Annotated in this window: 24 protein-coding genes and 1 tRNA gene; 14 read left to right on the top strand and 11 right to left on the bottom strand. The window is 66.6% G+C overall.

What is annotated here, in order from left to right; genetic code table 11:
* Positions 1–3 precede the first annotated feature (3 nt).
* Together AC1D2L_RS09795 and AC1D2L_RS09790 are read left to right on the top strand one after the other, a co-directional pair.
* Positions 4–468, top strand: a complete 465-nt coding sequence (locus AC1D2L_RS09795) for a MarR family winged helix-turn-helix transcriptional regulator (protein WP_476845672.1) — start codon at positions 4–6, stop codon at positions 466–468.
* On the top strand, positions 465–2318 hold the full coding sequence (locus AC1D2L_RS09790) for an FUSC family protein (protein WP_476845671.1): 1854 nt from the start codon (positions 465–467) through the stop codon (positions 2316–2318). The genes AC1D2L_RS09795 and AC1D2L_RS09790 overlap by 4 nt, the downstream gene beginning before the upstream one ends.
* A 26-nt stretch (positions 2319–2344) precedes the next feature.
* On the opposite strand, the gene AC1D2L_RS09785 is transcribed toward AC1D2L_RS09790, so the two are convergent.
* Entirely contained in the window at positions 2345–2566 is a 222-nt protein-coding gene (locus AC1D2L_RS09785; RefSeq protein WP_476845670.1) for a hypothetical protein, read from the bottom strand.
* Positions 2567–2598: 32 nt separating this feature from the next.
* A complete protein-coding gene (locus AC1D2L_RS09780) occupies positions 2599–2937 on the bottom strand; it encodes a hypothetical protein (protein ID WP_476845669.1) in 339 nt (112 codons plus the stop codon).
* Between the two features lie 164 nt (positions 2938–3101).
* Between AC1D2L_RS09780 and AC1D2L_RS09775 the strand changes: the two genes are divergently transcribed.
* Positions 3102–3359 (top strand): DUF6894 family protein, encoded by a 258-nt coding sequence (locus AC1D2L_RS09775; protein WP_476845668.1) that lies wholly within the window; start codon positions 3102–3104, stop codon positions 3357–3359.
* Between the two features lie 26 nt (positions 3360–3385).
* On the opposite strand, the gene AC1D2L_RS09770 is transcribed toward AC1D2L_RS09775, so the two are convergent.
* Positions 3386–4123: a Crp/Fnr family transcriptional regulator gene (locus AC1D2L_RS09770; RefSeq protein ID WP_476845667.1), complete on the bottom strand. Its 738-nt coding sequence runs from the start codon at positions 4121–4123 to the stop codon at positions 3386–3388.
* A 225-nt stretch (positions 4124–4348) separates the two neighbouring features.
* Between AC1D2L_RS09770 and AC1D2L_RS09765 the strand changes: the two genes are divergently transcribed.
* Positions 4349–4549 (top strand): hypothetical protein, encoded by a 201-nt coding sequence (locus AC1D2L_RS09765; protein WP_476845666.1) that lies wholly within the window; start codon positions 4349–4351, stop codon positions 4547–4549.
* 109 nt (positions 4550–4658) lie between these two features.
* Positions 4659–5921, top strand: coding sequence for an NAD(P)/FAD-dependent oxidoreductase (locus AC1D2L_RS09760; RefSeq protein ID WP_476845665.1), 1263 nt, complete (start codon positions 4659–4661; stop codon positions 5919–5921).
* A gap of 74 nt (positions 5922–5995) precedes the next feature.
* Here the strand turns inward: AC1D2L_RS09760 and AC1D2L_RS09755 are convergent, their stop codons facing one another.
* Both AC1D2L_RS09755 and AC1D2L_RS09750 read right to left on the bottom strand, forming a co-directional pair.
* Positions 5996–6223: a helix-turn-helix domain-containing protein gene (locus AC1D2L_RS09755; RefSeq protein WP_476845664.1), complete on the bottom strand. Its 228-nt coding sequence runs from the start codon at positions 6221–6223 to the stop codon at positions 5996–5998.
* Between the two features lie 308 nt (positions 6224–6531).
* A tRNA-Ser gene (locus AC1D2L_RS09750) sits at positions 6532–6621 on the bottom strand.
* A 209-nt stretch (positions 6622–6830) separates the two neighbouring features.
* Between AC1D2L_RS09750 and AC1D2L_RS09745 the strand changes: the two genes are divergently transcribed.
* The 5 genes from AC1D2L_RS09745 (at position 6831) to olsB (ending at position 13225) form a co-directional block, all read left to right on the top strand.
* Positions 6831–7151, top strand: a complete 321-nt coding sequence (locus AC1D2L_RS09745) for a hypothetical protein (protein WP_476845663.1) — start codon at positions 6831–6833, stop codon at positions 7149–7151.
* Between the two features lie 165 nt (positions 7152–7316).
* Entirely contained in the window at positions 7317–8294 is a 978-nt protein-coding gene (locus AC1D2L_RS09740; RefSeq protein WP_476845662.1) for a TAXI family TRAP transporter solute-binding subunit, read from the top strand.
* 121 nt (positions 8295–8415) lie between these two features.
* A complete protein-coding gene (locus AC1D2L_RS09735; protein ID WP_476845661.1) occupies positions 8416–9954 on the top strand; it encodes a YifB family Mg chelatase-like AAA ATPase in 1539 nt (512 codons plus the stop codon).
* Between the two features lie 145 nt (positions 9955–10099).
* Entirely contained in the window at positions 10100–12196 is a 2097-nt protein-coding gene (locus tag AC1D2L_RS09730) for an ATP-binding protein (protein WP_476845660.1), read from the top strand.
* A gap of 102 nt (positions 12197–12298) precedes the next feature.
* Positions 12299–13225, top strand: a complete 927-nt coding sequence (olsB, locus tag AC1D2L_RS09725) for a l-ornithine N(alpha)-acyltransferase (protein WP_476845659.1) — start codon at positions 12299–12301, stop codon at positions 13223–13225.
* 18 nt (positions 13226–13243) lie between these two features.
* Here olsB and AC1D2L_RS09720 read toward each other — a convergent pair whose 3' ends face one another.
* From AC1D2L_RS09720 to AC1D2L_RS09710, 3 genes are all read right to left on the bottom strand, one after another.
* Positions 13244–14110, bottom strand: coding sequence for an SDR family oxidoreductase (locus tag AC1D2L_RS09720; protein ID WP_476845658.1), 867 nt, complete (start codon positions 14108–14110; stop codon positions 13244–13246).
* Entirely contained in the window at positions 14107–15219 is a 1113-nt protein-coding gene (gene queG / locus AC1D2L_RS09715) for a tRNA epoxyqueuosine(34) reductase QueG (RefSeq protein ID WP_476845657.1), read from the bottom strand. The genes AC1D2L_RS09720 and queG overlap by 4 nt, the downstream gene beginning before the upstream one ends.
* A 71-nt stretch (positions 15220–15290) precedes the next feature.
* The gene (locus AC1D2L_RS09710; protein ID WP_476845656.1) at positions 15291–15983 is read right to left on the bottom strand and encodes a glutathione S-transferase family protein; all 693 of its coding nucleotides are present in this window, start codon (positions 15981–15983) and stop codon (positions 15291–15293) included.
* 248 nt (positions 15984–16231) lie between these two features.
* Between AC1D2L_RS09710 and AC1D2L_RS09705 the strand changes: the two genes are divergently transcribed.
* Positions 16232–17029, top strand: coding sequence for an undecaprenyl-diphosphate phosphatase (locus AC1D2L_RS09705; protein ID WP_476845655.1), 798 nt, complete (start codon positions 16232–16234; stop codon positions 17027–17029).
* A gap of 46 nt (positions 17030–17075) precedes the next feature.
* On the opposite strand, the gene AC1D2L_RS09700 is transcribed toward AC1D2L_RS09705, so the two are convergent.
* Together AC1D2L_RS09700 and AC1D2L_RS09695 are read right to left on the bottom strand one after the other, a co-directional pair.
* A complete protein-coding gene (locus AC1D2L_RS09700) occupies positions 17076–18803 on the bottom strand; it encodes an MFS transporter (protein ID WP_476845654.1) in 1728 nt (575 codons plus the stop codon).
* A gap of 56 nt (positions 18804–18859) precedes the next feature.
* On the bottom strand, positions 18860–19762 hold the full coding sequence (locus tag AC1D2L_RS09695; RefSeq protein WP_476845653.1) for a protein-methionine-sulfoxide reductase heme-binding subunit MsrQ: 903 nt from the start codon (positions 19760–19762) through the stop codon (positions 18860–18862).
* Between the two features lie 127 nt (positions 19763–19889).
* On the opposite strand from AC1D2L_RS09695, the gene AC1D2L_RS09690 reads away from it, so the two are divergent.
* Positions 19890–20504 carry an HAD family hydrolase gene (locus AC1D2L_RS09690; protein ID WP_476845652.1) on the top strand — a complete coding sequence of 205 codons (615 nt, stop codon included), beginning with the start codon at positions 19890–19892 and terminating at the stop codon, positions 20502–20504.
* Positions 20505–20620: 116 nt separating this feature from the next.
* Here the strand turns inward: AC1D2L_RS09690 and lepA are convergent, their stop codons facing one another.
* Positions 20621–22426: a translation elongation factor 4 gene (gene lepA, locus AC1D2L_RS09685; RefSeq protein ID WP_476845651.1), complete on the bottom strand. Its 1806-nt coding sequence runs from the start codon at positions 22424–22426 to the stop codon at positions 20621–20623.
* A gap of 137 nt (positions 22427–22563) precedes the next feature.
* Here lepA and AC1D2L_RS09680 point away from each other — a divergent pair, with 137 nt between their 5' ends.
* Both AC1D2L_RS09680 and AC1D2L_RS09675 read left to right on the top strand, forming a co-directional pair.
* Positions 22564–23163, top strand: coding sequence for a helix-turn-helix domain-containing protein (locus AC1D2L_RS09680; RefSeq protein WP_476845650.1), 600 nt, complete (start codon positions 22564–22566; stop codon positions 23161–23163).
* Complete coding sequence (locus AC1D2L_RS09675) at positions 23160–23711, top strand: GNAT family N-acetyltransferase (protein WP_476845649.1); 552 nt, start codon at positions 23160–23162, stop codon at positions 23709–23711. The genes AC1D2L_RS09680 and AC1D2L_RS09675 overlap by 4 nt, the downstream gene beginning before the upstream one ends.
* Positions 23712–23849: the final 138 nt, after the last annotated feature.

The following is a 23849-nucleotide window of genomic DNA, read 5'->3' as shown; positions in this document are numbered from 1 at the left end:
TTCATGTCCGCACCTCAGCGCAGTCCCCGCAGCCGATTTGGCATCCAGTTCGTCGCCCTGGCACGGCGCTGGCGGCATGCCGTCGGCTTAGAACTGGCGAAGGCCGGCCTCACCGACGCGACCTGGGGACCGCTCGTCCAGCTCGATGAGGGTGGCGACAACATCACCCAGGCCGAACTCGCGGCCCGCGTCGGGCTCGATGCCTCGACGCTGGTGCGGCTCGTCGACCTGCTCGAAAGGCACGGCTTCATCCGGCGGCAGGTGGACCCTGCCGACCGCCGCGCCCGGCGCATCCTCCTGACCAGCGCGGGCCAGGGGGAAGTCGTGCGTATCCGGGGCCGCATCGAGGAGGCCGAGGCCTGGCTGCTCGCTGACATGAAAGATGAGGACATCGCGCGGGCCCTTGGCGTCTTCGACCAGATCGAGCGACGGATCGGATCGATCGCGGCTCAGGAGCAAGGCTCATGAAGCCGGCGTCAATAAGCGCATGGCTCGTGCGACGCGGCTTCGATCCCGCGCGCATGATCTTCGCACTGCGCACCGCCATCGCCTGTGGCCTCGCACTGGTCGCGGCCTGGGCCATGGGCCTCGAGCATCCGCAGTGGGCCGGCATGTCGGTCTGGGCGGCGTCCCAGCCCCTGCGCGGGCAATTGCTCGAGAAAAGCTTTTATCGCTTCAGCGGCACGGTTTGCGGCACCGGGGTCGGTATCCTGCTGGTGCTCGCCATGCGGACCGATGCCGCCTTGATGATCGTCGGCCTCGCCCTCTGGATCGCCGCCTGCACCTGGCTGGCCAATCTACAGCGCGGGTTGCTGGCTTATGGCACCGTGCTCGCCGGCTATTCCGCATCCATGGTGGCGCTGCTCGACACCGCGCATCCCGAGCATGTCTGGCTGCTGGCCGGTGACCGCCTCGCGACGGTCTTGACTGGCGTCGTGGTAGCAACGGCGGCTGGCTATTATTTCTCCAGGCCCGCCCCCTCAGCGACGCTGCGCAGCAGCGTGCTGCGCCTGCTAGCCGATGCGCTGCGCCATCAGGCCGGCGCGTCGAAAGAGGGCAAGGATGCCGACGCGCTGCTGGCAAGCATGGCCGCGGTCGAGGAAGGCCTGGAACCACATGCGGCAGGCTCCCTGCGCTCGCGGCGCGTCGTGCGCGCCACCCGGGCCGTACTGCTGGCGATCGTGCCGCTCCTGCTGCGGCGGCCGGACACTGTCCCGCGGCACCGCGACGCCCTGAACGCGGCAGCTGGCGCGCTGGATCGCGCCGATGTGGCGGCGGCCCGTGCGGCCCTGGCGGACATCGGCATCTCCGCCCCGGTCAACAGCGCCCTGCTGGATTGGGAAGCAGCCTCATTCGCGCCCCAGGCCGAGGTCCGGGAAGCGAGCCCGGCAACTGCGCTGCACCGGGACTGGATCGGCGCACGCGAAGCCGCGCTGCGCGCAGGCGGAGCCCTTCTCCTGTTCGGCGCAGTCTGGCTGATCACCGGCTGGAGCGTCGGGGCCTATATGCTGCTGGGCCTCTCCGTGATGATCTCGCTGTTCTCGACCTTCGAGAACCCCATCCTGATGATGCGGCATGTCGCTCTCGGGCAGTTGATCGGCGCGGTCGCCGCAATCATCTGCCAGCAGCTGCTCTGGCCTCATGCTGGCTCCGAACTGTCGCAGATCCTGATGCTGATGCCCTTCGTCCTGGCGAGCGTCGGCCTGGCCGGCCATCGGAGAACCTTCCTGGCCGCCATGGACTACAGCATGGTCTTCCTGCTGCTGTCGCAGCCGGCAGTGCCCATGCTCCGCGACCTCTCGCAACAGCTCGTGATGGGCCTGGCCGTGATCAGTGCGCCGCTGGTCGCCTGGGCCTGCTACCTCATCGTGTTCCCGATCACGCTGCATCGCCGCCAGCAGCACCTCGTCCAGATGATGCTGCACGACCTGGAGGCGCTGGCCCGCAAGCCGGACTCTCTAGCGCATCGCGCCGCCTGGCAGGCGCGGTTCTTTCATCGCGCGTTGCGGCTGGTGCGTCTCTCCGATCGCCTGCCGGGTACGCAGGCCCAAGCGCGCACGATCAGCCGCGCGACGCTGGCGCTGGCGCATTGCGCGATGCATTGCCACGCTGTGCTCGCATCCGCGGACGCCACGCCGCGCGAGCGCAAATTCATCGAACAGGCCCGGGCCCGGATCGCCCGCATCGGCAGCAACCCGGGACGCAGCGTGAACGCGCTTGCCCGGCTGGCGGTGCAGGTGCCCGCGCAGAACGCCGAGCTGTTCGAGGATGCGGCGCGCGCCGCGGCCGATCTCGTCGAGGCGACCGCCGCGCGATAACTGCGCGCCCGAGACGTCGCCGGGTGCTAGACGGGATAGCCCGGCTTGCGCCCGGCTCCCGTTTCCCAGTCACGAACGGCCTGCATCAGCCCAGCCAGCTCGGATTCCGCGCTGCCGTCCTTGGGGCCCTGTCGCAAGGCGCGGATGCGCTGCTTTGCCAGGGCATAGTCCTCCTTCGTCTCCAGGACGAAGTGAGGCGATCGATAGGTGCTGCGTCCGATCGCACCCGATACAAGTACCAACCGCATGGCGGCCTCCGCTGCAAATACCCCAGGTCAACCTAGTGCGTGGTCGCAGAATGCGCTCCGCCGCTCCTTGCCTGGACGCCGTGATGCACGGCGTCGTCGGCGATCTCGGAAAGGTATCGAAGGCGGGCCTCGCGCGTGTCGGCCTCGGCTTGCTCGCCGAGCCACGCGAAGTAGTCGTCGACATGGAGCGGGACGATCCGCAGGGACCTACCCGACTGGCGCTGCCTGCGTGCTTCCGCTGTCGCCTCGCGCAACCATGCGTCGTAGCTCACAGGCAGGTGCTCGCCCCCGGTCATAAGCCGCAACTTTTCGAAGTCATCGCGCTCATACCAGGGCAGGACGACGAAATCCGACGAATCAGGACCTTGCATGAGGCTGCCTCCGCCTTCCCAAGAGGCACGAACCTTCCACCGGCACGCGGTCGCTGCATTTACCTAGATTAACCGCCATCATTTTTGATGGCGCGGCCCGGTTGACCGGTTAAGTGTCGCGATGAAAGCGTCCGCCTGCCTGTCGAACTCGGAGCGCCCTGGCGATGCCCCGCTTTTTTGTCGACACGGATGATGGGGGCTCCACCATCATCGACAAGACCGGCTATGAATTCGGTGACGAGGACGCCGCCTGCACGGACGCGGTCCGGGCCTTGAACGAGATGGCTGCGGATGCCCTCGCGACAGGCAATCGGGCCGCAGACACAAGGCGCGTCTTCAGGGTCTGGGTCAGGCGAAGGGGCGAAGCACCGCTCTATTCGGCCTGCCTCACCTTCGAGTGCACCGGGACGGCAGCACCATAGGCAGGCGATATCACCCGCTACGGCGCCTAGACGTCGCGGGCGATATGCAGATAATCGCTCGAGAAATCGCCGGAAGCCCGCAGCGCGTCCCATTGGAGAACAGTGAGCTTGCGGCTATTGATCGTTACCAGTCGCTCGCGCTTGAGTTCGCGGATGACGCGGTTCACATGCACCACGGATAGCCCAAGCGAGTCGCCAATATTGATCTGCGTGACGCTGAACGGAATCGTCGCCCCCTCGACCAGCCCGATCTGGCCGTAGCGCACGAACAGTTCGCAGATCAGGTGGCAGATGCGAGCACGGGCCGAACGCCTGCCGATGCTGCACATCCATTCGCGGAAGATCGAGCCATCGACGAGCGTATCGCGCCATAACAGCCCACCGAGCCGGGGATGGGCCTCTATCAGGCCATTGAGCGCCCGATGCGGGATGAAGGCGACCTTGCTCGCCGTGAGCGTGCACAGCGTATGGTCCATGACGCCGAGATGCAGACTCTGGAGATCGGGAATGTCGCCGGCGATGTGGTAGGAGAAGATCTGCCTTGCGCCATCGCTGACGATCTTGAAGCGATAGCTCATCCCCTCCACGATCACACACGCTTGGGAGGGGCGATCGCCCTGGCGCACCAGGTCCTGGCCGGCCTTCATCTCGCGGATGGTCGCCGGCAGAGCCGCGATCGCCACCGCCTCGGCTCCGGACAGGGCACCCAAGCGCGACAGCTTTCGCGCAAGAGGCGCGAGCCTATCATTTTCATGTTCGGGCATGTGCCGCTTCTCCCGAGCGGGAGAGGGCTCAACCCCCGCGGTCGTCGACGGCTATTATGGGCAAATCACTGGCGCGGTCGCTAAAGCAGGTTACCGACAGAATAAAACATATGATTTGTTTTGCGAAGAACCTACGATCATCATGCGCCTGGCGGGTCGCACTGTCATCTTAATTCGCCAAAGAATTTGAGCTACACTATCCCGGCAGAAACTGTTGGGACGGCAATGGACGTTCCTGCGCCCATATTCAAAATTTCCACCGATGATGATTATCAGCGGGCGCGGCGCTATTTCGCCAGGCTCGACGCCGAAACGCGTGACCCCGTCGACGAGGCGATCAGGCGCGGCCTCTTCGCCGCGCTCACACAGTGGGAAATGGAACAGGAGGACGCGCGCATAGCACCGGGCCCCGAGCTGGACACCTAGCCTGATGGCACTGGTCAGGCTCGGGCTGCTCCCGGCGCGTGAAGCGCTTGCCTTGGGTCACATCCACCTCTAGGTCCGCCGGGATGGGTTGGACCGGATGCCTCAGGCGATGACGACTGCGAGACGACAGGCCGACGTGATCGTGCTCGGGGCCGGCATCATCGGCGTGAGCGTCGCGCTCCACCTGCAGGAACGCGGCCGCAGCGTGCTCCTGGTCGATCGCGACGAGCCCGGCTCGCAGACCAGCCATGGCAATGCCGGCCTGATCGAGCGCTCGTCCGTCATCCCCTACGCCTTCCCGCGCGATCTCGCCTCGATGGCCGCCCTGGCATCGAACCGCTCGATCGCCGTGCGTTACCGGCCAGCGACCCTGATGCGGATGGCGCCCTGGCTGGCTCGCTACTGGTGGAACTCGGCGCCCGAGCGCCTCGACCGGCTGGGACGGGCGATCCTGCCCATGATCGAGCGCAGCATCGCCGAGCATCAACGCTGGACCGATGCAGCCGGGACGCAGGCGCTGATGCGCAGCGGCGGCTGGATCGAGCTCTACCGGACAGATCGCGCCCTGAAACAGGCCGTCGCCTCGGCTGCGGCGCTGATCCGTTATGGGCTCTCCTACGAGATCCTGGACGAGCAGGCCTTGCGCCGCCGCCAGACCGGGCTGTTGCCGGGTGCGGCGGCCGGCGCGGTGCACTGGCACGATCCGGTGACGGTCAGCGATCCCGGTGGCGTGACGCTTGCCTATGCAGCGCTTTTCAGCGCGCGGGGTGGCGTTCTGGAAAAGGCCGATGCCCTGTCGCTGCGTCAAGAGGATGGCGCGTGGCGGCTCTCGTCCGAGACCGGCGAGTGGTGCGCAGCCGAGGTCGTCAGTGCACTGGGACCCTGGTCCAACGACCTCTATGATCGCCTCGGCTATCGTTTTCCGCTCGGGTTCAAGCGCGGTTACCACATGCACTACGAGGCCGCGGGCGAGACGGACCTGCCCTATCCTTTATGCGATGCGCAGGCCGGCTTCGTCCTGACACGAATGCGGCGGGGCATCCGCCTGACGACGGGCATCGAACTGGCCGGCCGTGATGAGCCCTCGAATTCCTGGCAGCTCGACCATGCCGAACAGGTGGCGCGTCGCATCATGCCTCTGGGCCGGCGTCTCGACGCCGAACCCTGGCGGGGAGCGCGCCCCTGTCTCCCGGACATGCTGCCGATCATCGGCCGCGCGCCCCGGCATGACGGGCTCTGGTTCGCATTCGGCCACGCCCATCACGGCTTCACGCTGGGTCCGGCGACGGGCAGGCTGCTGGCCGAGATGATGACCGGCACGCCGGGCTTCTGCGACCCTACCCCATTCGCGGCGGACCGATTCGGCGCGTGAATCCGCGCGCCCCTATGAGGGGCCGGACGCGCGCGCAAATGCTTCTCAGATCCGCCACATGAGCGGTAGCAGGCTCACTGCGCGGCGATTTGCGACGGCTCCGGCACCTCGTGGCCTTCTGCGGCGTAGAGGTTGATCTTGTTGCGCAGAGTGCGAATTGCAATACAGAGCATATTCGCTGCCTGGGTGCGATTGCCGCCGGTCTCACGCAACGTCGCGAGGATCAGATCACGTTCGACATCGGCGACAGTCAGGCCAACGAGCTGCTCCACGACAGCCTGATCCGGGTTGAGGTCGTGCATGGCCACGGTCCCTTCTGAGCCCCCCAGAGCCCCCGAATATCCCCGCTAGGGGGCACCCTCATGGTTAAGAATTAGTAAATCACCGGCTCGCACGACCATGGTTGCTGGCCGCGGGGCGCTCGTCTTGCCGGCGACAGCACCGCACGGCGTGGGCGAATGTCCAGACGACGGCGACCGCGACGCGGACGATGCGAACGGTGAGGAGCCGTGGAGGATGCAGGAGGCGCCGCAACGCGGAATCGGCGCAGGCCGCACCCGGAGGGGGCAGCGTCGCTGATCGCTTCAGTTCAGTCATCGGTTGAAAATGATGGCGGACAGGGAGGGATTCGAACCCTCGATACGGTTTCCCGTATACACACTTTCCAGGCGTGCGCCTTCAACCACTCGGCCACCTGTCCGGCGGGGTGCTTATGACCGGCCAGCCGGCTTCTTTCAAGGGCCGATCGGCATGCTATGCACATTTGCTCGCAGCAAAGGTGGTCGCTGTTGCAATGCCGGGGCGGAATAGACACATCCAAACGACGAAACTCGGCAGCCCGCTCACGGCGCGGCGGCCTGTGGGCACTGGCACGGCCCCCCGCCGCGCCAGCGCAAGGGGCTGGAAAACATGCGCTTTCTGCTGCGCCTGCTGGGTTATGTCCTGATCGCGGCGGGCTTCGTCGCGCTCGTCATCGACGGAGCGCGCTCGATTGCCAATTCCACCTTGCAATTCACTGCGCTGGGCGAAATCCTGGCGAGCGTGCTGCGCGAGCGCTACCCGATGATCCAGTCGACGGTCGAACGCCAGATTCATCCGCTGCTCTGGGATCCCGTCCTGCTCAACCTGATGCTTGCCCCTGCGGCCTTGATCGCGCTGCTGCTCGGGTTCCTGCTGTTGCGCCTGGGGGCCAGGGCCGAGCCCGGGATCGGCATCGTCACGAGACGGTGAGGGAAAATCGCCGCGCGATGCCTTGAGCACCAGCCCGGCGTGCCTATGTCGGGTGCGGCGGCAGTGGAATAGTCCATACTTCCGTCATCGCCGACGGCGCGCAGGCTTGCGATAGCTCCGGCGCGCTGCGACCGTCCGCAACGACCGGTTCCAGGATCCCCCCAAATGTCACAGCGCTTCCGCCCGAGAACGATCCTGGTCGGCGCCGCCATCGGCGTCATGCTGGCAGCCGGACTGGCGTTTGCCCAGGCGCCCGCCTACTTCTCGATCACCACCGGTGGCGTGGGCGGGACCTATCACGCGATCGGCACGCTGATCGCCAAGGCGGTCTCGACCCCGCCGAGCCTGGTATCGACCGCCATCGCCAGCAACGGCTCGGTTGCGAACATCAACGCGATCAGCAGCGGCACGGCCCAATCGGGCTTCGTGCAGGCCGATGTCGCCTATTGGGCGTATTCAGGAACCGGCGTCTACGAGGGGCGGTCGAAGGTCGCGGAACTCCGCTCCATCGCCAACCTCTATCCCGAGAGCGTCCACCTCGTCGTGCGCCGGGCCGCGAATGTGAAGGCGATCGCCGATCTCAAGGGCAAGCGGGTCTCCATCGACGAGCCGGGCTCCGGCACGCTGCTCAATGCGGCGGCGATCCTGACCGCCTTCGGCGTCGAAGGGCAGGATTTCCACGCGGAGTTCGCCAAGCCGGCCCATGCTGCTGCGATGCTGAAGGCAGGGACGATCGACGCCTTCTTCTTCACCGGCGGTTTTCCGACCGATACGATCGCGTCGCTTGCGGCCGCCGGCACGGACATCGATCTCCTCCCGATATCCGGCGCTCCGGTCGAGGCGCTGGCGAAGCACTATCCGTTCTTCAGCCAGAACGAGATTCCCGCCGGCACCTACAAGGGTATCGGCGCAGTCAAAACTCTCGCGGTGGGCGCGCATTGGGTGACGTCGTCACAGCAAGCCGCCGACACCGTCTATGACGTCACCAAGGCGTTGTGGAGCGAGAGGACACGCGCCGCGCTCGATGCCGGCCATGCCAAGGGCAACGCAATCCAGCTGAAGACGGCGCTCGACGGCCTACTTGGCGTGCCACTGCATCCAGGCGCAGAGCGCTTCTATCGGGAGGTCGGGCTGCTGAAATAGCTCCGAATTCGAGGCAGAAGACCGACTTCGCCCTTTGACTGACAGTGGATAAGTTCCCTATATGTTCTTGCTGTAGCGTGAAAACTCCGCTAGCTTCCCCTGGGGAATGGGGTGGTGCGAGATGGTCACGCGGGTCGCGACTGTGGCGTTCGAGGGCATCGAGGCGCGCGCCGTCGATGTCCAGGTCCAGGTCACGCCCGGCGGCGTCGCCTTCATCCTGGTCGGACTGCCGGACAAGGCTGTCGCGGAAAGCCGTGAGCGGGTCAGGGCGGCGCTGATCGCCTCGGGGCTGGCGCTTCCGGCCAAGCGCATCACCGTCAACCTCGCCCCGGCCGACCTGCCCAAGGAAGGCAGCCACTACGACCTGCCGATCGCACTCGCCGTGATGGCCGCGATAGGGGCGATCCCGGCGGACGCGCTCGCGGGCTACACGGTGCTGGGCGAGCTTGCGCTCGATGGCTCGATCACAGCGGTGGCCGGCGTGCTCCCGGCAGCGATCGCAGCCTATGGCCGCGGCCAGGGCCTGATCTGCCCGGCGGCATCGGGGCCGGAAGCCGCCTGGGCTGCGGCCGATATCGACATTCTCAGCCCGCGCTCGCTGATCCAGCTCGCCAATCACTTCAAGGGCACGCAGGTAATGGCGCGCCCGGAACCGGCCGTGGCGCGCCAGCACGGCCCGCTGCCGGACCTCGCCGACATCAAGGGCCAGGAGAGTGCCAAGCGCGTGCTCGAAATCGCGGCCGCCGGCGGGCACAATCTTCTGATGAACGGTCCTCCGGGAGCCGGCAAGTCGATGCTGGCGAGCCGCCTGCCCTCGATCCTGCCGCCGCTGACGCCGCGCGAACTCCTCGAAGTCTCCATGGTGCTGTCGATCGCGGGGCATCTCGCCGATGGTGCCCTGACGGACCGGCGCCCCTTTCGCGCGCCGCATCATTCGGCCTCAATGGCGGCTCTGGTCGGTGGCGGCCTCCAGGCCAAGCCCGGCGAGGTCTCTCTGGCCCATCATGGCGTGCTTTTCCTCGACGAACTGCCGGAGTTCCAGGCTCAGGCGCTCGACGCCCTGCGCCAGCCGATGGAAACCGGCGACGTGCTGATCTCGCGGGCCAACCATCGCGCGGTGTATCCCGCACGTTTCCAACTCGTCGCCGCGATGAACCCGTGCCGCTGCGGCAAGGCGACGGAGCCCGGCTTCTCCTGCCGCCGCCAGCAGAACGAACGCTGCATGGCGCAGTACCAGAGCCGCATTTCCGGACCGATGCTCGACCGCATCGACATCACGATCGACGTGCCGGCCGTGACCGCGTCGGATCTGATCCTGCCGGCTTCGAGCGAGGGCTCGGCCGAGGTCGCGGCACGGGTCGCAGCGGCCCGCGCCTTGCAGACGCAGCGCTTCGCGGCCCTCGGGCTGGCGCACGTCACCACGAATGCCAGCTGCCCTGCCAAGGTGCTCGACGATATCGCCCGGCCCGACAACGCCGGGTTGAGCCTGCTGCGGGATGCAGCCGACGCTATGCGTCTCACGGCGCGCGCCTATCACCGCGTGCTCAAGGTGGCGCGGACGCTCGCCGATCTCGACGGCGAGGCCAAGGTCGGGCGCATTCATCTGGCCGAGGCTCTGTCCTATCGCTCGCGCATCGATCAGGTGGCGCAGGCGGCGTGAGGCTTTCGCATGAATTGGTGCGCAGGCGCGCCGCGGCCATCATGCGCAACGCCGTCGAGACGGTTAACAGATCGGATCGTTCATCCCGTCGAGTTCGAGGCGTCCCCCAACTCTTTTTCAATGGCCACCTGCTAAACATGATGGCATGGACCCCGCGCTCGCCTCCCTTCCGTTCTGGATCGCCGCCGCGCTGGCTGCCGTGGCGTGCCTGTGCGCCGCGTTGCTGGCGGCCAGTCGCAGCAGGATCGTGCGGCAGGCTGGCGAACTGGCGCGCGACGTCGACACCCTGAACGACCGGCTCTGGACGCTGGCCGACAGCGAAGAACGTTACCGCAGCCTGATCGAGGCGCAGGGCGATCTGATTGTGCGTCGCGATGCCGGACGCATCGTCTACGCCAATGCCGCCTATGCAGCCTTGCTCGGGATCGACGAGGCCGAACTCGTGGGCAGCCGGGGCGAACCCAGGCGCATCGCCAGCCGCCCGACCGAGGCGCTCGCAGACGGAACCCGGGTCTTCGACGAATGCCTGATCGGGGGCGATGGCGCCGAGCGCTGGATCTCCTGGGTCGAGACGGTGGTGCCGGTCGCATTGGGCAAGACCGTTCTGCAGCGCGTCGGCCGCGACATCACCGCCCGGATCGCCGGCGAACGCGATCTGGTCGAGGCACGCGCCCGCGCCGAGAGCGCCAGCGACGCGAAATCGCGCTTCCTCGCCACCGTCAGCCATGAATTCAGGACACCGCTCAACGGCATCCTGGGGATGGCCGACCTCCTGCGCGACACGCGGCTCGACCCCGAGCAGACAACCTATGTCGATGCACTGCGGACTTCGGGCGAGGCGCTGCTGTCGCTCGTCGACGACATCCTCGACGTCGCGAAAGTCGAGGCCGGCAAGCTCGAGCTTACCCAACAGCCCTTCGACATCGCCTTGGTCACCGAGGGCGTGACAGAATTGATGGCGCCGCGCGCCCAGGCCAAGGGACTCGAGATCGCGACTTCGATCGCGCCGGGCCTGCCGAGCCTGGTCATCGGCGATCGCGACCGCGTCCGGCAGATCCTGCTCAACCTCACCGGCAATGCGATCAAGTTCACCGATATCGGCGGCGTCGGCATCCGTCTCGATTACTCGCCCGAGGGCGTCGTGATCGCCGTCGCCGATACCGGGCCCGGCGTCCCCGCCGACCGCCTGCAGGCGATTTTCGAGGAGTTCGAGCAGGCCGACAGCACCGCGACGCGCCGGCATGAGGGCACAGGCCTCGGCCTGGCGATCGTGCGCCAGCTGGCAAAGCTCATGGGTGGCGACGTCTCTGTCGAAAGCGAGCCCGGTCGCGGATCGCTGTTCCGGGTGAAGCTGCCTTTGGCGGCCAGCAGCACGGCAAGCGTTCTGGCGCCGCCCGACTGGAGCGGACGGCAGGTCCTCGTTGCATCGGATGCCGCCTTCGGCTCGCAATTCGTCATGGAGGCGCTCGCAGCCACGGGTGCCGCGACTGTGCTGGCCGCAACGGTCGATGCGGCACTGGCCGCACTTGCAGAGCAAACCGTCTTCGATGCCGTGCTGATCGACCAGACGCTCGGCGCCGACTCGGCGCGGGCGCTTGCGGCGGCGGCGACAGAAGCCGGCATCGAGGAGCGGGTCGTGCTGCTGTCGCCGGGCGAACGCCGCAGCAGCGGCCCGCCGCGCGAAGCGGGCTTCTCGGGCTTTCTGATCAAGCCGATCCGGGCGCGCTCGCTCTATGAGCGCCTGTCCTCGCGACCCACTTCCGACGCCGCGCCCGCGCCGGAGCCAACACGCCAGCCGACAGCGGAGCCGACCCCTGCCCCCTATACGCGCTTGCGCGTCCTCGTGGCGGAAGACAACGAGATCAATGCGTTGCTGGCCACGCGCACACTCGAACGGCTGGGCTGCACGGCCATCTGGGCGCGTGACGGGCGGCAGGCCCTCGAACAGGTCGAGGACAGCCTGGACGGCGCGCAACCGCGCTTCGACCTAGTCCTGCTCGACATCCGGATGCCTGAGCTGGACGGGCTCGCGGCCGCGCGGGCGATCCGCGCCATGGAAGCCAGATTGAGAGCGCCGCGCCTGCCCCTGATCGCGGTCACGGCCAATGTCTCACCAAGCGACCGGGCCGCGGCACTGGCGGCCGGCATGGATGATTGCCTGGCTAAGCCTTTCGAGCGCGCGACGGTGGAACGTTGGTTGCAGCGCGTGGAGGCCGGCGCCGTCGAGCCGCTGACGGCCTGAGACCGCGTCACTGCGCTGTCGCATTTCAGTCGCGATGCTGTAAGAAGCTCAGCGCAAGCGTTCCCGATGGCCGCCAATCAAGGCGCAGGGACAAGATGAGCCATGGCACTTCATGTTTTTCGCGGCTGGAACCAGCCGGCAAAGCAGCTGCCGGCCGGACACCCGCTCCTCGCAAGGTTCCGCAGATTCGGTGGACGCCAGCACGAGGCGGAGCCGCTGTCGGGTACGCTGGGCCGCTCCGGCTCGCTCGAAGTCAGGCTGGCGCGCGGGCCGCGCGAGATCTGGCGTGCGCAACGCCTGCGCTATCGCGTGTTCTACCAGGAGATGGCGGCCAAGCCTGACGTGATCTCGCGCGTGTTCCGCCGCGACGCTGACAGGTTCGACGGGGCCTGCGACCATCTGCTGGTGATCGACCATGCGGCACGCGGACGGTTTGGCGGCACCAAGCCGAAGGTGGTGGGCACCTACCGCCTGATGCGGCAGAGCGCAGCGACGCGGCTGGGCGGCTTCTACAGCCAGAGCGAGTTCGATCTCGAACCCATGCTCGCCCAGCACCCGGGACTGCGTTTCCTCGAGCTCGGGCGCTCCTGCGTCCTGCAGCCCTATCGCACCAAGAAGACCGTCGAGCTGCTCTGGCACGGCATCTGGGCCTATATCCGGCATCACCGGATCGACGCGATGTTCGGCTGCGCAAGCTTCGACGGGACCGACCCCGCCACGCTGGCACTGCCGCTGAGCTTCCTGCATCACCATGCGCGCTCGCAAGACGGCTGGAGCGCCGCGGCCCAACCCGGGCGCTTCGTCGCGATGGACCGCCTGCCGGCGGAAACCCTCGACATGAAGCTGGCGCTCAAGCAGATGCCGCCGCTGATCAAGGGCTATCTGCGGCTCGGCGCCCGCTTCGGCTCCGGGGCCGTCATTGACGATCAGTTCGGCACCATTGACGTGCTGGTGATCCTGCCCGTGGCGGCGATCGACCAGCGCTACGTCTCCTATTACGGCGAGGAAGGCCAGCGCTACGCCGCCTGAGCGCTCTGGGGGACGCCCCTACTCCCCCGAGGCGGCTAGTGCGCGCAACGCCTCGCGATAGCTGGGATAGCGGAAGGCATAGCCGAGCTCGCGCTTCACGAGCGCATTCGAGACGCGCTTGTTCTGGCCATAGAAGCTTGCCGCCATCGGAGAAAGCTTGTCGGCGTCGAACGGTATTTCCGGCGGCGGCTCGACGCCGATCAACCCGGCTGCGAAGCTGACCACGTCCTGCCCCGGCGCGGGCTCGTCATCGCTGACATTGTAGATCGCGCCGCTGCGCGGGTGTTCGAGCGAGGCCATCAACACTCCGGCAATGTCGTGCGCGTGGATCCGGTTGAAGACCTGGCCCGGCTTCACCAGCCGGCGTGCCGTGCCCGCCCGCAGATTGACGATCGCATTGCGACCGGGGCCGTAGATGCCCGAGAGCCGGAAGATCTGGACCGGCTTGCCGCTGGCCTCGCCGAAGGCGAGCCAGGCCTTGTCGATATCGAGTCGCTGCCGGGAGCGCGCGCTGCCCGGCCGGCAGGTCGCCGTCTCGTCGATCCAGTCACCGCCATGGTCGCCATAGACCCCGATGGTCGAGAGATAGCCGATCCAGCGCAGATTGGGTGCGGCGGCGAGTTGGCCAGACAGGCAGGACAAGGCAGGGTCGCCGTTCTCGTCGGGCTGGGTCGAGACCAGCACGGCGTCGGCCTCGGCGATCACAACCTCAAGGCGGCGCGACACCGCAAAGCCGTCGAACACCAGCGTCGGGATGCCCTCAGTGCTCAGGCGCGCCGCCTTCTCAGCCGTGCGCACGGTGCCGCTGACCTGCCAGCCGCGCTCCATCGCGACGCGAGCGAAGAAGCCGGCGGAGTAGCCCAGGCCGATGATGACGAGTTTCATGCAACGCTATCCGCAAAGTGAGGCAAGGCCAGCCATTCAGCGCGCACAGCCGGATCGGGTTCCGCGCCCAGCCGGATACCCGCAAGCTCTGCCGCCCGCCCGGGCACGAGCTTCCCCAGCGCCCAGGCGGCCATCGCGCGCACCAATGGCGAAGGGTCCGCGACCAGAGCCTCGGCGCGGGCGGCGAGGCCGGGCCGGCCGCTGTTGCCGATCGCGATCAGCACGTTGCGGACGAAGCGATCCCGCCCCGTGCGCTTGACCGGCGTGCCGGCGAACAGTGTGCGGAAGGCGGCATCGTCGAGCGCCGCCAGATCCGACAGCGGCAGCGCGTCCAGCCCGTCATTGAGGGCTAGCCGGGTTTCGCGCGCGGTCTCGGCGAATTTGTTCCACGGGCAGACGGCGAGGCAATCGTCGCAGCCGAAGACGCGATTGCCGATGCCGGCCCGCAATTCGGCATCGATATGGCCGGTATGCTCGATGGTGAGATAGGCGATGCAGCGCCTCGCATCGAGCTTGTAGGGCTCGGGAAACGCGTTAGTCGGGCAAATCGTCAGGCAGCGCCGGCAGGACCCGCAATGATCGGTCTCGGGCGCGTCGGCGGGGAGTTCGGCGGTGGTGTAGATCGCCCCCAGGAAGAGCCATGAACCATGCTCGCGCGAGACCAGCACGGTGTGCTTACCCTGCCAGCCGAGGCCCGCGGCCTCTGCAAGCGGCTTTTCCATCACCGGCGCGGTGTCGACGAACACCTTGACGTCGACGCCGCCCCTGGCAGCGAGCAGGCCCGCCACGCTTTTGAGCTTGCCCTTGATGACGTCGTGATAGTCGCGTCTGCGGGCATAGAGCGAGATCGCGGCCTTGTCGGAATGGGCGAGGGCCGCCAGCGGATCGCCCTCACCGGCATAGTTCATGCCGAGCATCACCACGGAGCGCGTCTGCGACCAGAGGGTGCGAGGGTCGGCGCGCTCGGCGGTGCGCTCCTCCATCCAGCCCATGTCGCCGTGATGGCCGGCGGCGAGCCACTGGGCCAGACGTTCCGGGGCGTCGGGAATGGCATCGGCGGCCGCCACGCGCGCCACCGAAAAGCCCTCGGCCAGGGCCCGCTCGACCACAGCATGTTTCAGCCTCTCGGCTTTCGCCGCGGCCTTGTGATCGGCACCTCGAGAAATCGGGGGCTCGCCCGTCAAAAGTCCAGGTTGTCGTAATGGGCGCTGGGCGCCATACCGGGTATCCGGTCGCTCAGCAGCGGCCTGAAGCTCGGGCGGGACTTGATCCTCGCATACCATGCGCGCGCCGCCTCGTCCTCTTCCCAGGGCACGTCGCCGAGATAGTCGACGCAGGAGATGTGCGCCGCCGCGGCGAGATCGGCATAGCTCAGCTCGGCGCCCGCGAGCCAGTTCCGCGAGGCTGTAAGCCAGGCGATATAGCGCAGATGATAGCGCACATTGCTGCGCGCGGCGCGGATCGTGCTCATATCGGGCGATCCGCCGCCTTCGTCGCGGCTCATGAAGCGCTTCATGACCTTTTCCAGCACCAGCGGGCCGGTGATCTCCTGATCGAACTTCAGGTTGAACCAGTCGAGCAGGCGCCGCACCTCGACGCGTTCGCCCGGACCTTCCGGCAGCAGCCTGTTCTGGCCGAGGGCCAAGCCGCGCGTCTCATCGAGATATTCGGCAATGACGCCGGCGCCCGGCACGGCGAGCCCATTGGCCTCGACGAAGACCGGCGTGGTGCCGGCCGTGTTGAGTTCGAGGAACTCGCGGCGGCGTTCCCAGACGCGTTCCTCCACGAGTGCGGCCTCGAGGCCGAACTCGCCCAAGACTAGGCGAATGAAACGGGAATGCGGGCACAGCGGATAATGATGCAGGGTCGCCATGGCGCTCTTGAAACAGTGATGTGCGGCCAAAGCAGGGCCGGAGAGACGCTGCGCACGCCGATATGCGCAAGGCGCTGCTATAGTCCCCAGCCAATCCCCCTTCAACCCGCGCAAAAGGAGAAGCGGCGTATCCAGCCTTTCATCTTGGCGAAGTGGTAACCAATTCGCAAAGAGCTTGGGCCATGAAGGGTGAGCTATCTACAGCTGCCGCAGCGCGCGCGCTTCAAGTCGCCGTCAGGACATCGCTCATGGAAAATCTGTTCGAAGCCATCGTCCTCGGCATTGTCGAGGGATTGACCGAGTTCCTGCCGGTTTCCTCGACCGGACATCTCCTGCTGCTGGGCCATTTCCTCGGCTTCGAGTCGAACGGCAAGACCTTCGAGGTGCTCGTCCAGCTCGGCGCGATCCTGGCGATCATGCTGGTCTATTTCCGCCGCCTGCTCGACATCGCCCTGCGGCTGCGCACGGATCCATCCGCGCGTCGCTTCGTCATCGGCGTGCTGGTCGCCTTCCTGCCGGCAGCGCTGATCGGCGCGATGCTACACACCTTCATCAAGACCGTGCTGTTCAACCCGGTCCTGGTCTGCTGCGCGCTGATAGCCGGCGGCCTGGTGCTGCTTGTCGTCGACGAACTCGAACTCGAGGTGAAGCACACCGACGCGACGAAATTCCCGCTCTCGATGTATCTCAAGATCGGCTTCATCCAGTGCCTGGCGATGATTCCCGGCGTCTCGCGCTCCGGCTCGACCATCGTCGGCGCCATGCTGCTCGGGGCCAGCAAGCGCTCTGCGGCCGAATTCTCGTTCTACCTCGCCATGCCGACCATGGCCGGCGCCTTCGCCTACGACCTCCTGAAGAACTACAAGATCCTGACCTTCGACGACACGATGCTGATCGTGGTCGGCTTCATCGCGGCGTTTTGCTCGGCACTGATCGTGGTACGCGGCTTCCTCGACTACGTCTCCCGGCGCGGCTTCTCGCTCTTCGCCTGGTGGCGCATCGTGGTCGGCATGGTCGGGCTCGCCGGGCTCTGGATCTTCGGCTGATCCTCTCGCCCACGGCCTGCCCGACCGGCCTCTACGGGCAGCCTCCTCAGGTCGCGCGCGGATCGACCATCGGATCGCTGATCGTTGCGGTGCGAGAAACGGCGGTGCTCGGCAACGAGCCGGTCTGGCGTTCGATCATGCGGTGCACGACAGGCGGATTGGGGCCCTTGTGGAGCGCGCGCACGCGGTCGCCGATCTCGGCGTCGGCCTGGGTCACGCGCTGGTTCTGCCGGACATACTCCACCCAGGTCGGGGTATCGTAACGCTCGAGCCAGAGTTCGCTGTTGGTGAGATCCCGCAACAGGGTCCAATGGCGCGCGCCGTCGCGGCGGCGGATCCGGCGACGCTCGGCCATCACGCTGAGGAAGGCGACGACGTCCTCCTCGCGGATCAGGAATTCGACGGTGACGATCACCGGGCCGCTGCGCGGCTCGATGCCGATCGCGACCTTCGGCTCGCGCCAGCGGCTGAGCGGATCGAGATTGAGCGCCTCCAGCGGCGGCAGTGCGTAGCGCAGCCCGATCGCGGCGCCCACCAGCAGGGCCAGCGCCGCCAGCAGGAGCGCCTGCTCGGGCCCGAAATGCAATGTCGCCCTGCCCCAGACCCAGCTGCCGATGGCCATGCCGCCGAACGCGCCCATCTGGTAGAGCGAGAGCGCCCGTCCCACGACCCAGCGCGGCGCCGACAGCTGCACGGTCGAGTTGAAGGTCGAGAGCGTCATCACCCAGGAGGCGCCCGTCACGCACAGCGCCGGCATGGTCAGCCACAATGTCGTGCTGACAGCCATCACCGCGACTGCGCCCGCGAAGGCGGCAAAGGTCAGCCTGACCAGGGCTTCGGTCGGGAACTTGCGGCGCATGCGGGCACTCAGGAAGGCGCCACCCACCGCTCCTGCTCCGAAGGCGCCCAGCAGCACGCCATAGGTCAGCGGTCCCCCGCGCACCAGGTCCCGCGCAATCAGCGGCAGCAGCGCCAGCACGACGATGCCGCCGAAGCCGAAGGCGAAGCTGCGCAGGATGACCGCCCGGATATTGGGCGACATCGCGACATAGCGCACGCCTGCGCCCATCGCGATCCAGAGCGTTTCGCGTGGCAGGAGCCTTTCGACCTTGGGCGAGCGCCAGCGTGCGAGCACGACTATCAGCGGGAGATAGCTGAACGCGTTGATCGCAAAAGCGGCGAAAGCACCGGACGCGGCCACGATCGCGCCGCCTATGGCCGGGCCGACGCTTCGCGCGATGTTGAACGCCACGCTGTTCAGCGTCACCGCGGCGGGAACGTCGCGACGCGGCACCATGTCGCCGACCGAGGATTGCCAGGCGGGGTTGTTGAGCGCCGAGCCGCAGCCGATCAGGAACGTGAACGTCAGGAGCAGCCATGGCGAGAGCAGCTGGAACCAGGCAAAGGCAGCCAGCGCGACCGAAACGGCGAGCATGAAGCCCTGTGCGACCAGCATGATCCTGCGCCGGTCGTAATTGTCGGAGACGGCTCCGGCAGCCAGAGAGAAGATCATCACGGGCAAGGTAGTCGAGGCCTGCACGAGCGCGACCATGTCCGGCGAAGCGGCAATCGAGGTCATCAGCCAGGACGCGCCGACAGCCTGGATCAGGCCGCCGAAGTTGGACGAGAGGCTGGCGAACCAGACAGCCCTGAAAATCGGCTGGCGCAGCGGCAGAAACGGCGAATTCCGCTCCTGGGGCGGCGTCGGCTCCTCAGCAGCCTGTTGGGCAGCTTCGATATCGGCAATGGACGGAGCGTGTGGATCAACAGGCATGCCATACGGTTAGAGCCTCCGGCGCGGCCTGCCAACCTCGGATCGCGGCCTGGCGCTCAGGCTTCCGTCTGGGGTTGCAGGCGGGCCCGCCCGGCGCGGCTCGGCCTCTCCTTCGGCGCGCGCCAGGCATGGGCGGCGGCGACGGCAAGGCCGACCAGCGCGACCCAGTGGCCTGGCCGCAGGAAGGCGATATCCTGATAGACGACGAAGTCGCCATTGGCCTGGAAAACCATCCAGGCGGATGCCCCGGTGGTCAGTGCATACCAGGCCGTCTCGGCCAGCGCCGTGGCGAGGCCGGTGAGCAGCGCCACGGCCGCGAGCGCGGGCGTCGTCATCGGGAATTCGAGGCGCTTGAGGCCGCGATAGGCCAGCAACAGCGCGAAAAATCCCATCATCAGGGCCGGCTGGGTGACGTCGATCTTGGATTGCAGGGCAAAATGAAGCAGGCCCAGCCCTGTGATGAGATAGACGAGGTTGTGCAGGCGCTGCCAGTTCTTCGCGCCCATGCGCTTGATCATGCCGTCGGTCGAGGTGACGCCGAGCGCAACGAGCCCGAGCAGCGCGACGAAGCCGACCGTCAGGTAGAAGCGCTTGACGATCTCCGAGACGATCAGCCCCCAGTCGAAGGCGAGGTCGATGCAGTACAACGTCAGATGGCTCGCGGCATAGGCGAGCACCGAGAGGCCGAGCATGCGGCGGATTCCGATGAGCTTGCCCCAGTCGAGGATGCGCCGCAGCGGCGTGACCGCCAGCGTCACGAGGAGCAGCCGGACCGCCCAGGTGCCGGTATCGTGCACGGCCTGGGTCCAGGGCTTCGAGCCGAGCTGGTTCGTCCAGGCCTCATAGGCGAGGATCAGCGCAGGCAGGAGGATCAGCCCGAAGGCGGCAGCGCGCAGGCCCGAGAACCGGCCCTGCCGGTCGAGCCATGGCAGATATCCGCGCCATCCCGTCTCCATCATCCCCGGATGTCCTCTTCAGGCTTTCGCTGACGTTCCAGATACGTGACGAGACTTGCCACTGTCTCGCACGTCTGCACACAAGGGCGTGAGCCGAACGACGTCCCCATCGCAAGAAACGGGTCATTCGATGCCTGAAAGACTTCCCACGATCGTATTCGATGTCGGCAATGTCCTGCTGCGCTGGGACCCGCGCCTGCTCTATCGCCAGCTGATCCCCGACGAGGAGCGGCTGCACTGGTTCATGCAGAATGTCTGCACCGCCGCCTGGAATATCGAGCAGGATCGCGGCCGCTCCTGGGAGGACGCCGTGGCGATCCTCGTCGCCAGCCACCCCGAATGGGAAGCCGAGATCAGGGCATCGGACGAGCGCTGGCACGAGACCATCCCCGGCGTCATCGAGGATAGCGTCGCCGTGCTGGCCGAGCTCAAGGCACGAGGCGAGAAGGTTTTCGCGATCACGAACTTTTCACGCGAAAAATGGGCGGAATGCCTGATCCGCTTCCCGTTCCTGCAAAGTTTCGACGGCGCAGTGGTCTCGGCGCATGAAGGCCTGATCAAGCCCGACGCGGCGATCTTCCACACGCTGCTCTCGCGCTACGACCTCGAGGCCGGCGACTGCATCTTCATCGACGACAGCGCGCACAACGTTGAGGCGTCTCGTGCGGTGGGCATGAAGGCCATCCACTTCATCGAGCCGATCGACCTGCGCGCGGAACTACGGACGCTGGGTGCGGTGATCTGAGGGGCTAAACGTCATTGCGAGCGGAGCGAAGCAATCCAGTCTCTGGAAGCCCATGGCCCCCCTGGATTGCTTTGCTGCGCTCGCAATGACTGCGTTTCAGCGGCAGATCGAGCGCCTCACGAATCCATCTTGAGGGCGGCGATGAAGGCTTCCTGCGGGATTTCGACCTTGCCGAACTGCCGCATCTTCTTCTTGCCTTCCTTCTGCTTCTCCAGAAGCTTGCGCTTGCGCGTCGCGTCGCCGCCATAGCACTTGGCGGTCACGTCCTTGCGCAGCGCGCGGATGGTCTCGCGGGCGATGATCTTGCCGCCGATCGCCGCCTGGACGGGAATCTGGAACATGTGCGGCGGGATCAGGTCCTTCAGCTTTTCGCACATGGCCCGGCCACGGGCATCGGCCCGCGAGCGGTGGACCAGCATGGAGAGCGCGTCGACCGGCTCGGCATTGACCAGGATCGACATGCGCACGAGGTCGCCCTCGCGATAGTCGGTGATGGCGTAGTCGAAGGAGGCATAGCCCTTCGAGATCGACTTCAGCCGGTCATAGAAATCGAACACGACCTCGTTCAGCGGCAGGTCGTAGACCACCTTTGCGCGCGAGCCGACATAGGACAGGTCGGTCTGGACGCCACGGCGGTCCTGGCACAGCTTGAGCACCGAGCCGAGATACTCGTCGGGCGTGAAGATCGTCGCCTTGATCCAGGGCTCCTCGATCGTCTCGATCTTCATCACATCGGGCATGTCGGCCGGGTTGTGCAACTCCAACAGCGAGCCGTCGCGCAGCTTGAGGTGATAGACCACCGAGGGCGCGGTCGAGATCAGGTTGAGGTTGAACTCGCGCTCCAGCCGCTCCTGAATGATCTCCAGATGCAGCAGGCCCAGGAAGCCGCAGCGGAAGCCGAAGCCGAGCGCGGCCGAGGTTTCCATCTCGTAGGAGAAGCTGGCGTCGTTCAAGCGCAGGCGGCTCATAGCGGCGCGCAGCACCTCGAAATCGGCGGCGTCGACGGGGAAGATGCCGCAGAACACCACCGGCTGCACCGGCTTGAAGCCCGGCAGGGCCTGCGGCGTCTGGCGCTTCTCGTCGGTGATGGTATCGCCGACGGCGGTATCCGCGACTTCCTTGATCGAGGCGGTGAAGAAGCCGACTTCGCCGGGGCCGAGTTCCTTGACCTCCTGCATCTTGGGCTTGAACACGCCGACACGATCGACGCCATAGGAAGCGTTGGCGCGCATCATGCGGATCGTCATGTTCTTCTTAAGCACGCCGTCGAGGACGCGCACCAGCACGACGACGCCGAGATAGGCGTCGTACCAGCTGTCCACGAGCAGGCACTTCAGCGGCGCCTCGAGATCTCCCTTGGGCGCCGGCAGGCGCTTGACGATGGCCTCCAGCACACCCTCGATATTGATGCCCGTCTTGGCCGAGATCGGCACGGCCTCGGAGGCATCGAGCCCGATCACGTCCTCGATCTGCTGCTTGATGCGCTCGGGCTCGGCAGCCGGCAGATCGATCTTGTTGAGCACCGTGACGATCTCGTGGCCGGCATCGAGCGCCTGGTAGACGTTGGCGAGCGTTTGCGCCTCGACACCCTGCGATGCGTCGACGACGAGCAGCGAGCCCTCGCAAGCCGCCAGCGAGCGCGAGACCTCATAGGCGAAGTCGACGTGGCCGGGGGTGTCCATCAGGTTCAGGATGTAATCCTTGCCGTCCTGCGCCCTGTAGTCGAGGCGAACGGTCTGGGCCTTGATGGTAATGCCGCGCTCTTTCTCGATATCCATGGAATCGAGCATCTGCTCGCTCATGTCGCGAGCTGCGACGGTGCCCGTGGTCTGGATCAACCGGTCGGCAAGGGTCGACTTGCCGTGGTCGATATGGGCCACGATCGAGAAATTGCGGATATTGTCGAAACTGCGGGTGCTCATGGGCGCGGGAATAGCAGTGATGCCGCATGCCGCCAAGGGTTTGCGCTAGAGCTTTGCCGCTCAAGGGGTCTGCTCGGGGAAAAAGGGGGGTGCGTGATCGCCTTGACATTCCATGATATAAGATTTTTTCTCTCTTCATGGAATCGATCAGCGATCTCGACCTCGACCAGCGTCTCGGCGCCCGCCTCAGGGCGGCGCGGCTGCGCCAGGACATGACGCTCGATGCGCTCGCGGCGCGCACGGGCGTCAGCCGCGCGATGATCTCGCGAATCGAGCGCGCCGAATCAAGCCCCACCGCGGCCCTGCTGGTCAGGCTCGGATCCGGGCTGGGGCTGACGCTCTCGGCGCTGCTGGAGGACGGCCCCACCGACGGCCCTCTCGCGAGATGGGACGCACAGCCGGTCTGGCGCGATCCCGCCAGCGGCTATCTGCGCCGCAACGTATCCCCGCGCGGGACCGGGTCTGGCTTCGAGATCGTCGAGGTGGTGCTGCCGGCGGGCGCGCATGTCGTGCTCGACAGCGCCCGCGGCGCGCCGCCGCTCGACCAGCAGGTGTGGGTGCTCGAGGGCGTGCTGGAGCTGACGCTCGGCGAAAACCGCTGCCAGCTTGCGACCGGCGACTGCCTGCAGATGCATCTGCGCGACACGATTTCCTATCGCAACACCGGCTCCGTGCCTGTGCGCTACGCCGTCATCCTCGCCGCGCACAGCGGCACTTTCCCGGGACATGCCGCATGACCAGCACCGTTTCGCCCAGCCCTGCCGATGCGATCGCGATCGAAAGGCTCGATGCGGCGGGTGCCCGCGCCGCAATGTCCGCTCTCAGCGAGATCCTGGAGGACGCCGTCGTCAACGGGGCCTCCGTCGGCTTCATGGACTGGAACACGCCCCCCGATTACGAGCGCTTCTGGGCCGGTGTTGCCGACGCGGTCGCCAATGACCAGGTCCTGCTGTTCGTCGCCCGTGAAGGCGACGCGATCCTGGGCACGGCTCAATTGCATCTGATCGGCAAGCCCAACCAGCCGCACCGGGCGGAGATCGCCAAGGTGCTGGTGCATTCGCGGGCGCGGCGGCGGGGCCTCGGCGAGCGCCTGATGAAGGCCGCCGAGAACGCGGCGCGGGTGTCCGGGCGCGACCTGCTGGTGCTCGATACCGATCAGGCGAGCGGCGCGCGCAGCTTCTATCGGAAACTGGGCTGGATCGAGGTCGGCACCATCCCACGCTTCGCGCTGATGCCCGACGGCAGCGATTGCGCCACGACGTTCTTCTACAAGGAACTGCGCTGAGGCGATCCAGGGATCGCTCCGTTGCGTCGAGCCGTCATCCTGAGGAGCCGTTTCGTTCGGAACCGCGTCTCGAAGGATGCTTCAGGAAGCTCCGGCGTGCGGCTGGATCATCCCTCGAGACGCGGCCTTCGGCCGCTC

The sequence above is a fragment of the Allobosea sp. P1_B10 genome, from assembly GCF_056406735.1.
This window is presented reverse-complemented; position numbering and strand designations above follow the sequence as displayed.

Excerpts from the sequence above, each read along its gene's own strand:
- AC1D2L_RS09760 (WP_476845665.1), top strand. The coding sequence starts at position 4,659 with ATGACGACTGCGAGACGACAGGCCGACGTGATCGTGCTCGGGGCCGGC.
- AC1D2L_RS09695 (WP_476845653.1), bottom strand. The coding sequence starts at position 19,762 with ATGATGGAGACGGGATGGCGCGGATATCTGCCATGGCTCGACCGGCAG.
- AC1D2L_RS09765 (WP_476845666.1), top strand. The coding sequence starts at position 4,349 with ATGGACGTTCCTGCGCCCATATTCAAAATTTCCACCGATGATGATTAT.
- AC1D2L_RS09680 (WP_476845650.1), top strand. The coding sequence starts at position 22,564 with ATGGAATCGATCAGCGATCTCGACCTCGACCAGCGTCTCGGCGCCCGC.
- AC1D2L_RS09755 (WP_476845664.1), bottom strand. The coding sequence starts at position 6,223 with ATGCACGACCTCAACCCGGATCAGGCTGTCGTGGAGCAGCTCGTTGGC.
- AC1D2L_RS09775 (WP_476845668.1), top strand. The coding sequence starts at position 3,102 with ATGCCCCGCTTTTTTGTCGACACGGATGATGGGGGCTCCACCATCATC.
- AC1D2L_RS09745 (WP_476845663.1), top strand. The coding sequence starts at position 6,831 with ATGCGCTTTCTGCTGCGCCTGCTGGGTTATGTCCTGATCGCGGCGGGC.
- AC1D2L_RS09735 (WP_476845661.1), top strand. The coding sequence starts at position 8,416 with ATGGTCACGCGGGTCGCGACTGTGGCGTTCGAGGGCATCGAGGCGCGC.
- AC1D2L_RS09720 (WP_476845658.1), bottom strand. The coding sequence starts at position 14,110 with ATGAAACTCGTCATCATCGGCCTGGGCTACTCCGCCGGCTTCTTCGCT.
- AC1D2L_RS09790 (WP_476845671.1), top strand. The coding sequence starts at position 465 with ATGAAGCCGGCGTCAATAAGCGCATGGCTCGTGCGACGCGGCTTCGAT.
- AC1D2L_RS09730 (WP_476845660.1), top strand. The coding sequence starts at position 10,100 with ATGGACCCCGCGCTCGCCTCCCTTCCGTTCTGGATCGCCGCCGCGCTG.
- olsB (WP_476845659.1), top strand. The coding sequence starts at position 12,299 with ATGGCACTTCATGTTTTTCGCGGCTGGAACCAGCCGGCAAAGCAGCTG.
- AC1D2L_RS09700 (WP_476845654.1), bottom strand. The coding sequence starts at position 18,803 with ATGCCTGTTGATCCACACGCTCCGTCCATTGCCGATATCGAAGCTGCC.
- AC1D2L_RS09740 (WP_476845662.1), top strand. The coding sequence starts at position 7,317 with ATGTCACAGCGCTTCCGCCCGAGAACGATCCTGGTCGGCGCCGCCATC.
- lepA (WP_476845651.1), bottom strand. The coding sequence starts at position 22,426 with ATGAGCACCCGCAGTTTCGACAATATCCGCAATTTCTCGATCGTGGCC.
- AC1D2L_RS09690 (WP_476845652.1), top strand. The coding sequence starts at position 19,890 with ATGCCTGAAAGACTTCCCACGATCGTATTCGATGTCGGCAATGTCCTG.
- AC1D2L_RS09705 (WP_476845655.1), top strand. The coding sequence starts at position 16,232 with ATGGAAAATCTGTTCGAAGCCATCGTCCTCGGCATTGTCGAGGGATTG.
- AC1D2L_RS09770 (WP_476845667.1), bottom strand. The coding sequence starts at position 4,123 with ATGCCCGAACATGAAAATGATAGGCTCGCGCCTCTTGCGCGAAAGCTG.
- AC1D2L_RS09675 (WP_476845649.1), top strand. The coding sequence starts at position 23,160 with ATGACCAGCACCGTTTCGCCCAGCCCTGCCGATGCGATCGCGATCGAA.
- AC1D2L_RS09780 (WP_476845669.1), bottom strand. The coding sequence starts at position 2,937 with ATGCAAGGTCCTGATTCGTCGGATTTCGTCGTCCTGCCCTGGTATGAG.
- AC1D2L_RS09795 (WP_476845672.1), top strand. The coding sequence starts at position 4 with ATGTCCGCACCTCAGCGCAGTCCCCGCAGCCGATTTGGCATCCAGTTC.
- AC1D2L_RS09785 (WP_476845670.1), bottom strand. The coding sequence starts at position 2,566 with ATGCGGTTGGTACTTGTATCGGGTGCGATCGGACGCAGCACCTATCGA.
- AC1D2L_RS09710 (WP_476845656.1), bottom strand. The coding sequence starts at position 15,983 with ATGGCGACCCTGCATCATTATCCGCTGTGCCCGCATTCCCGTTTCATT.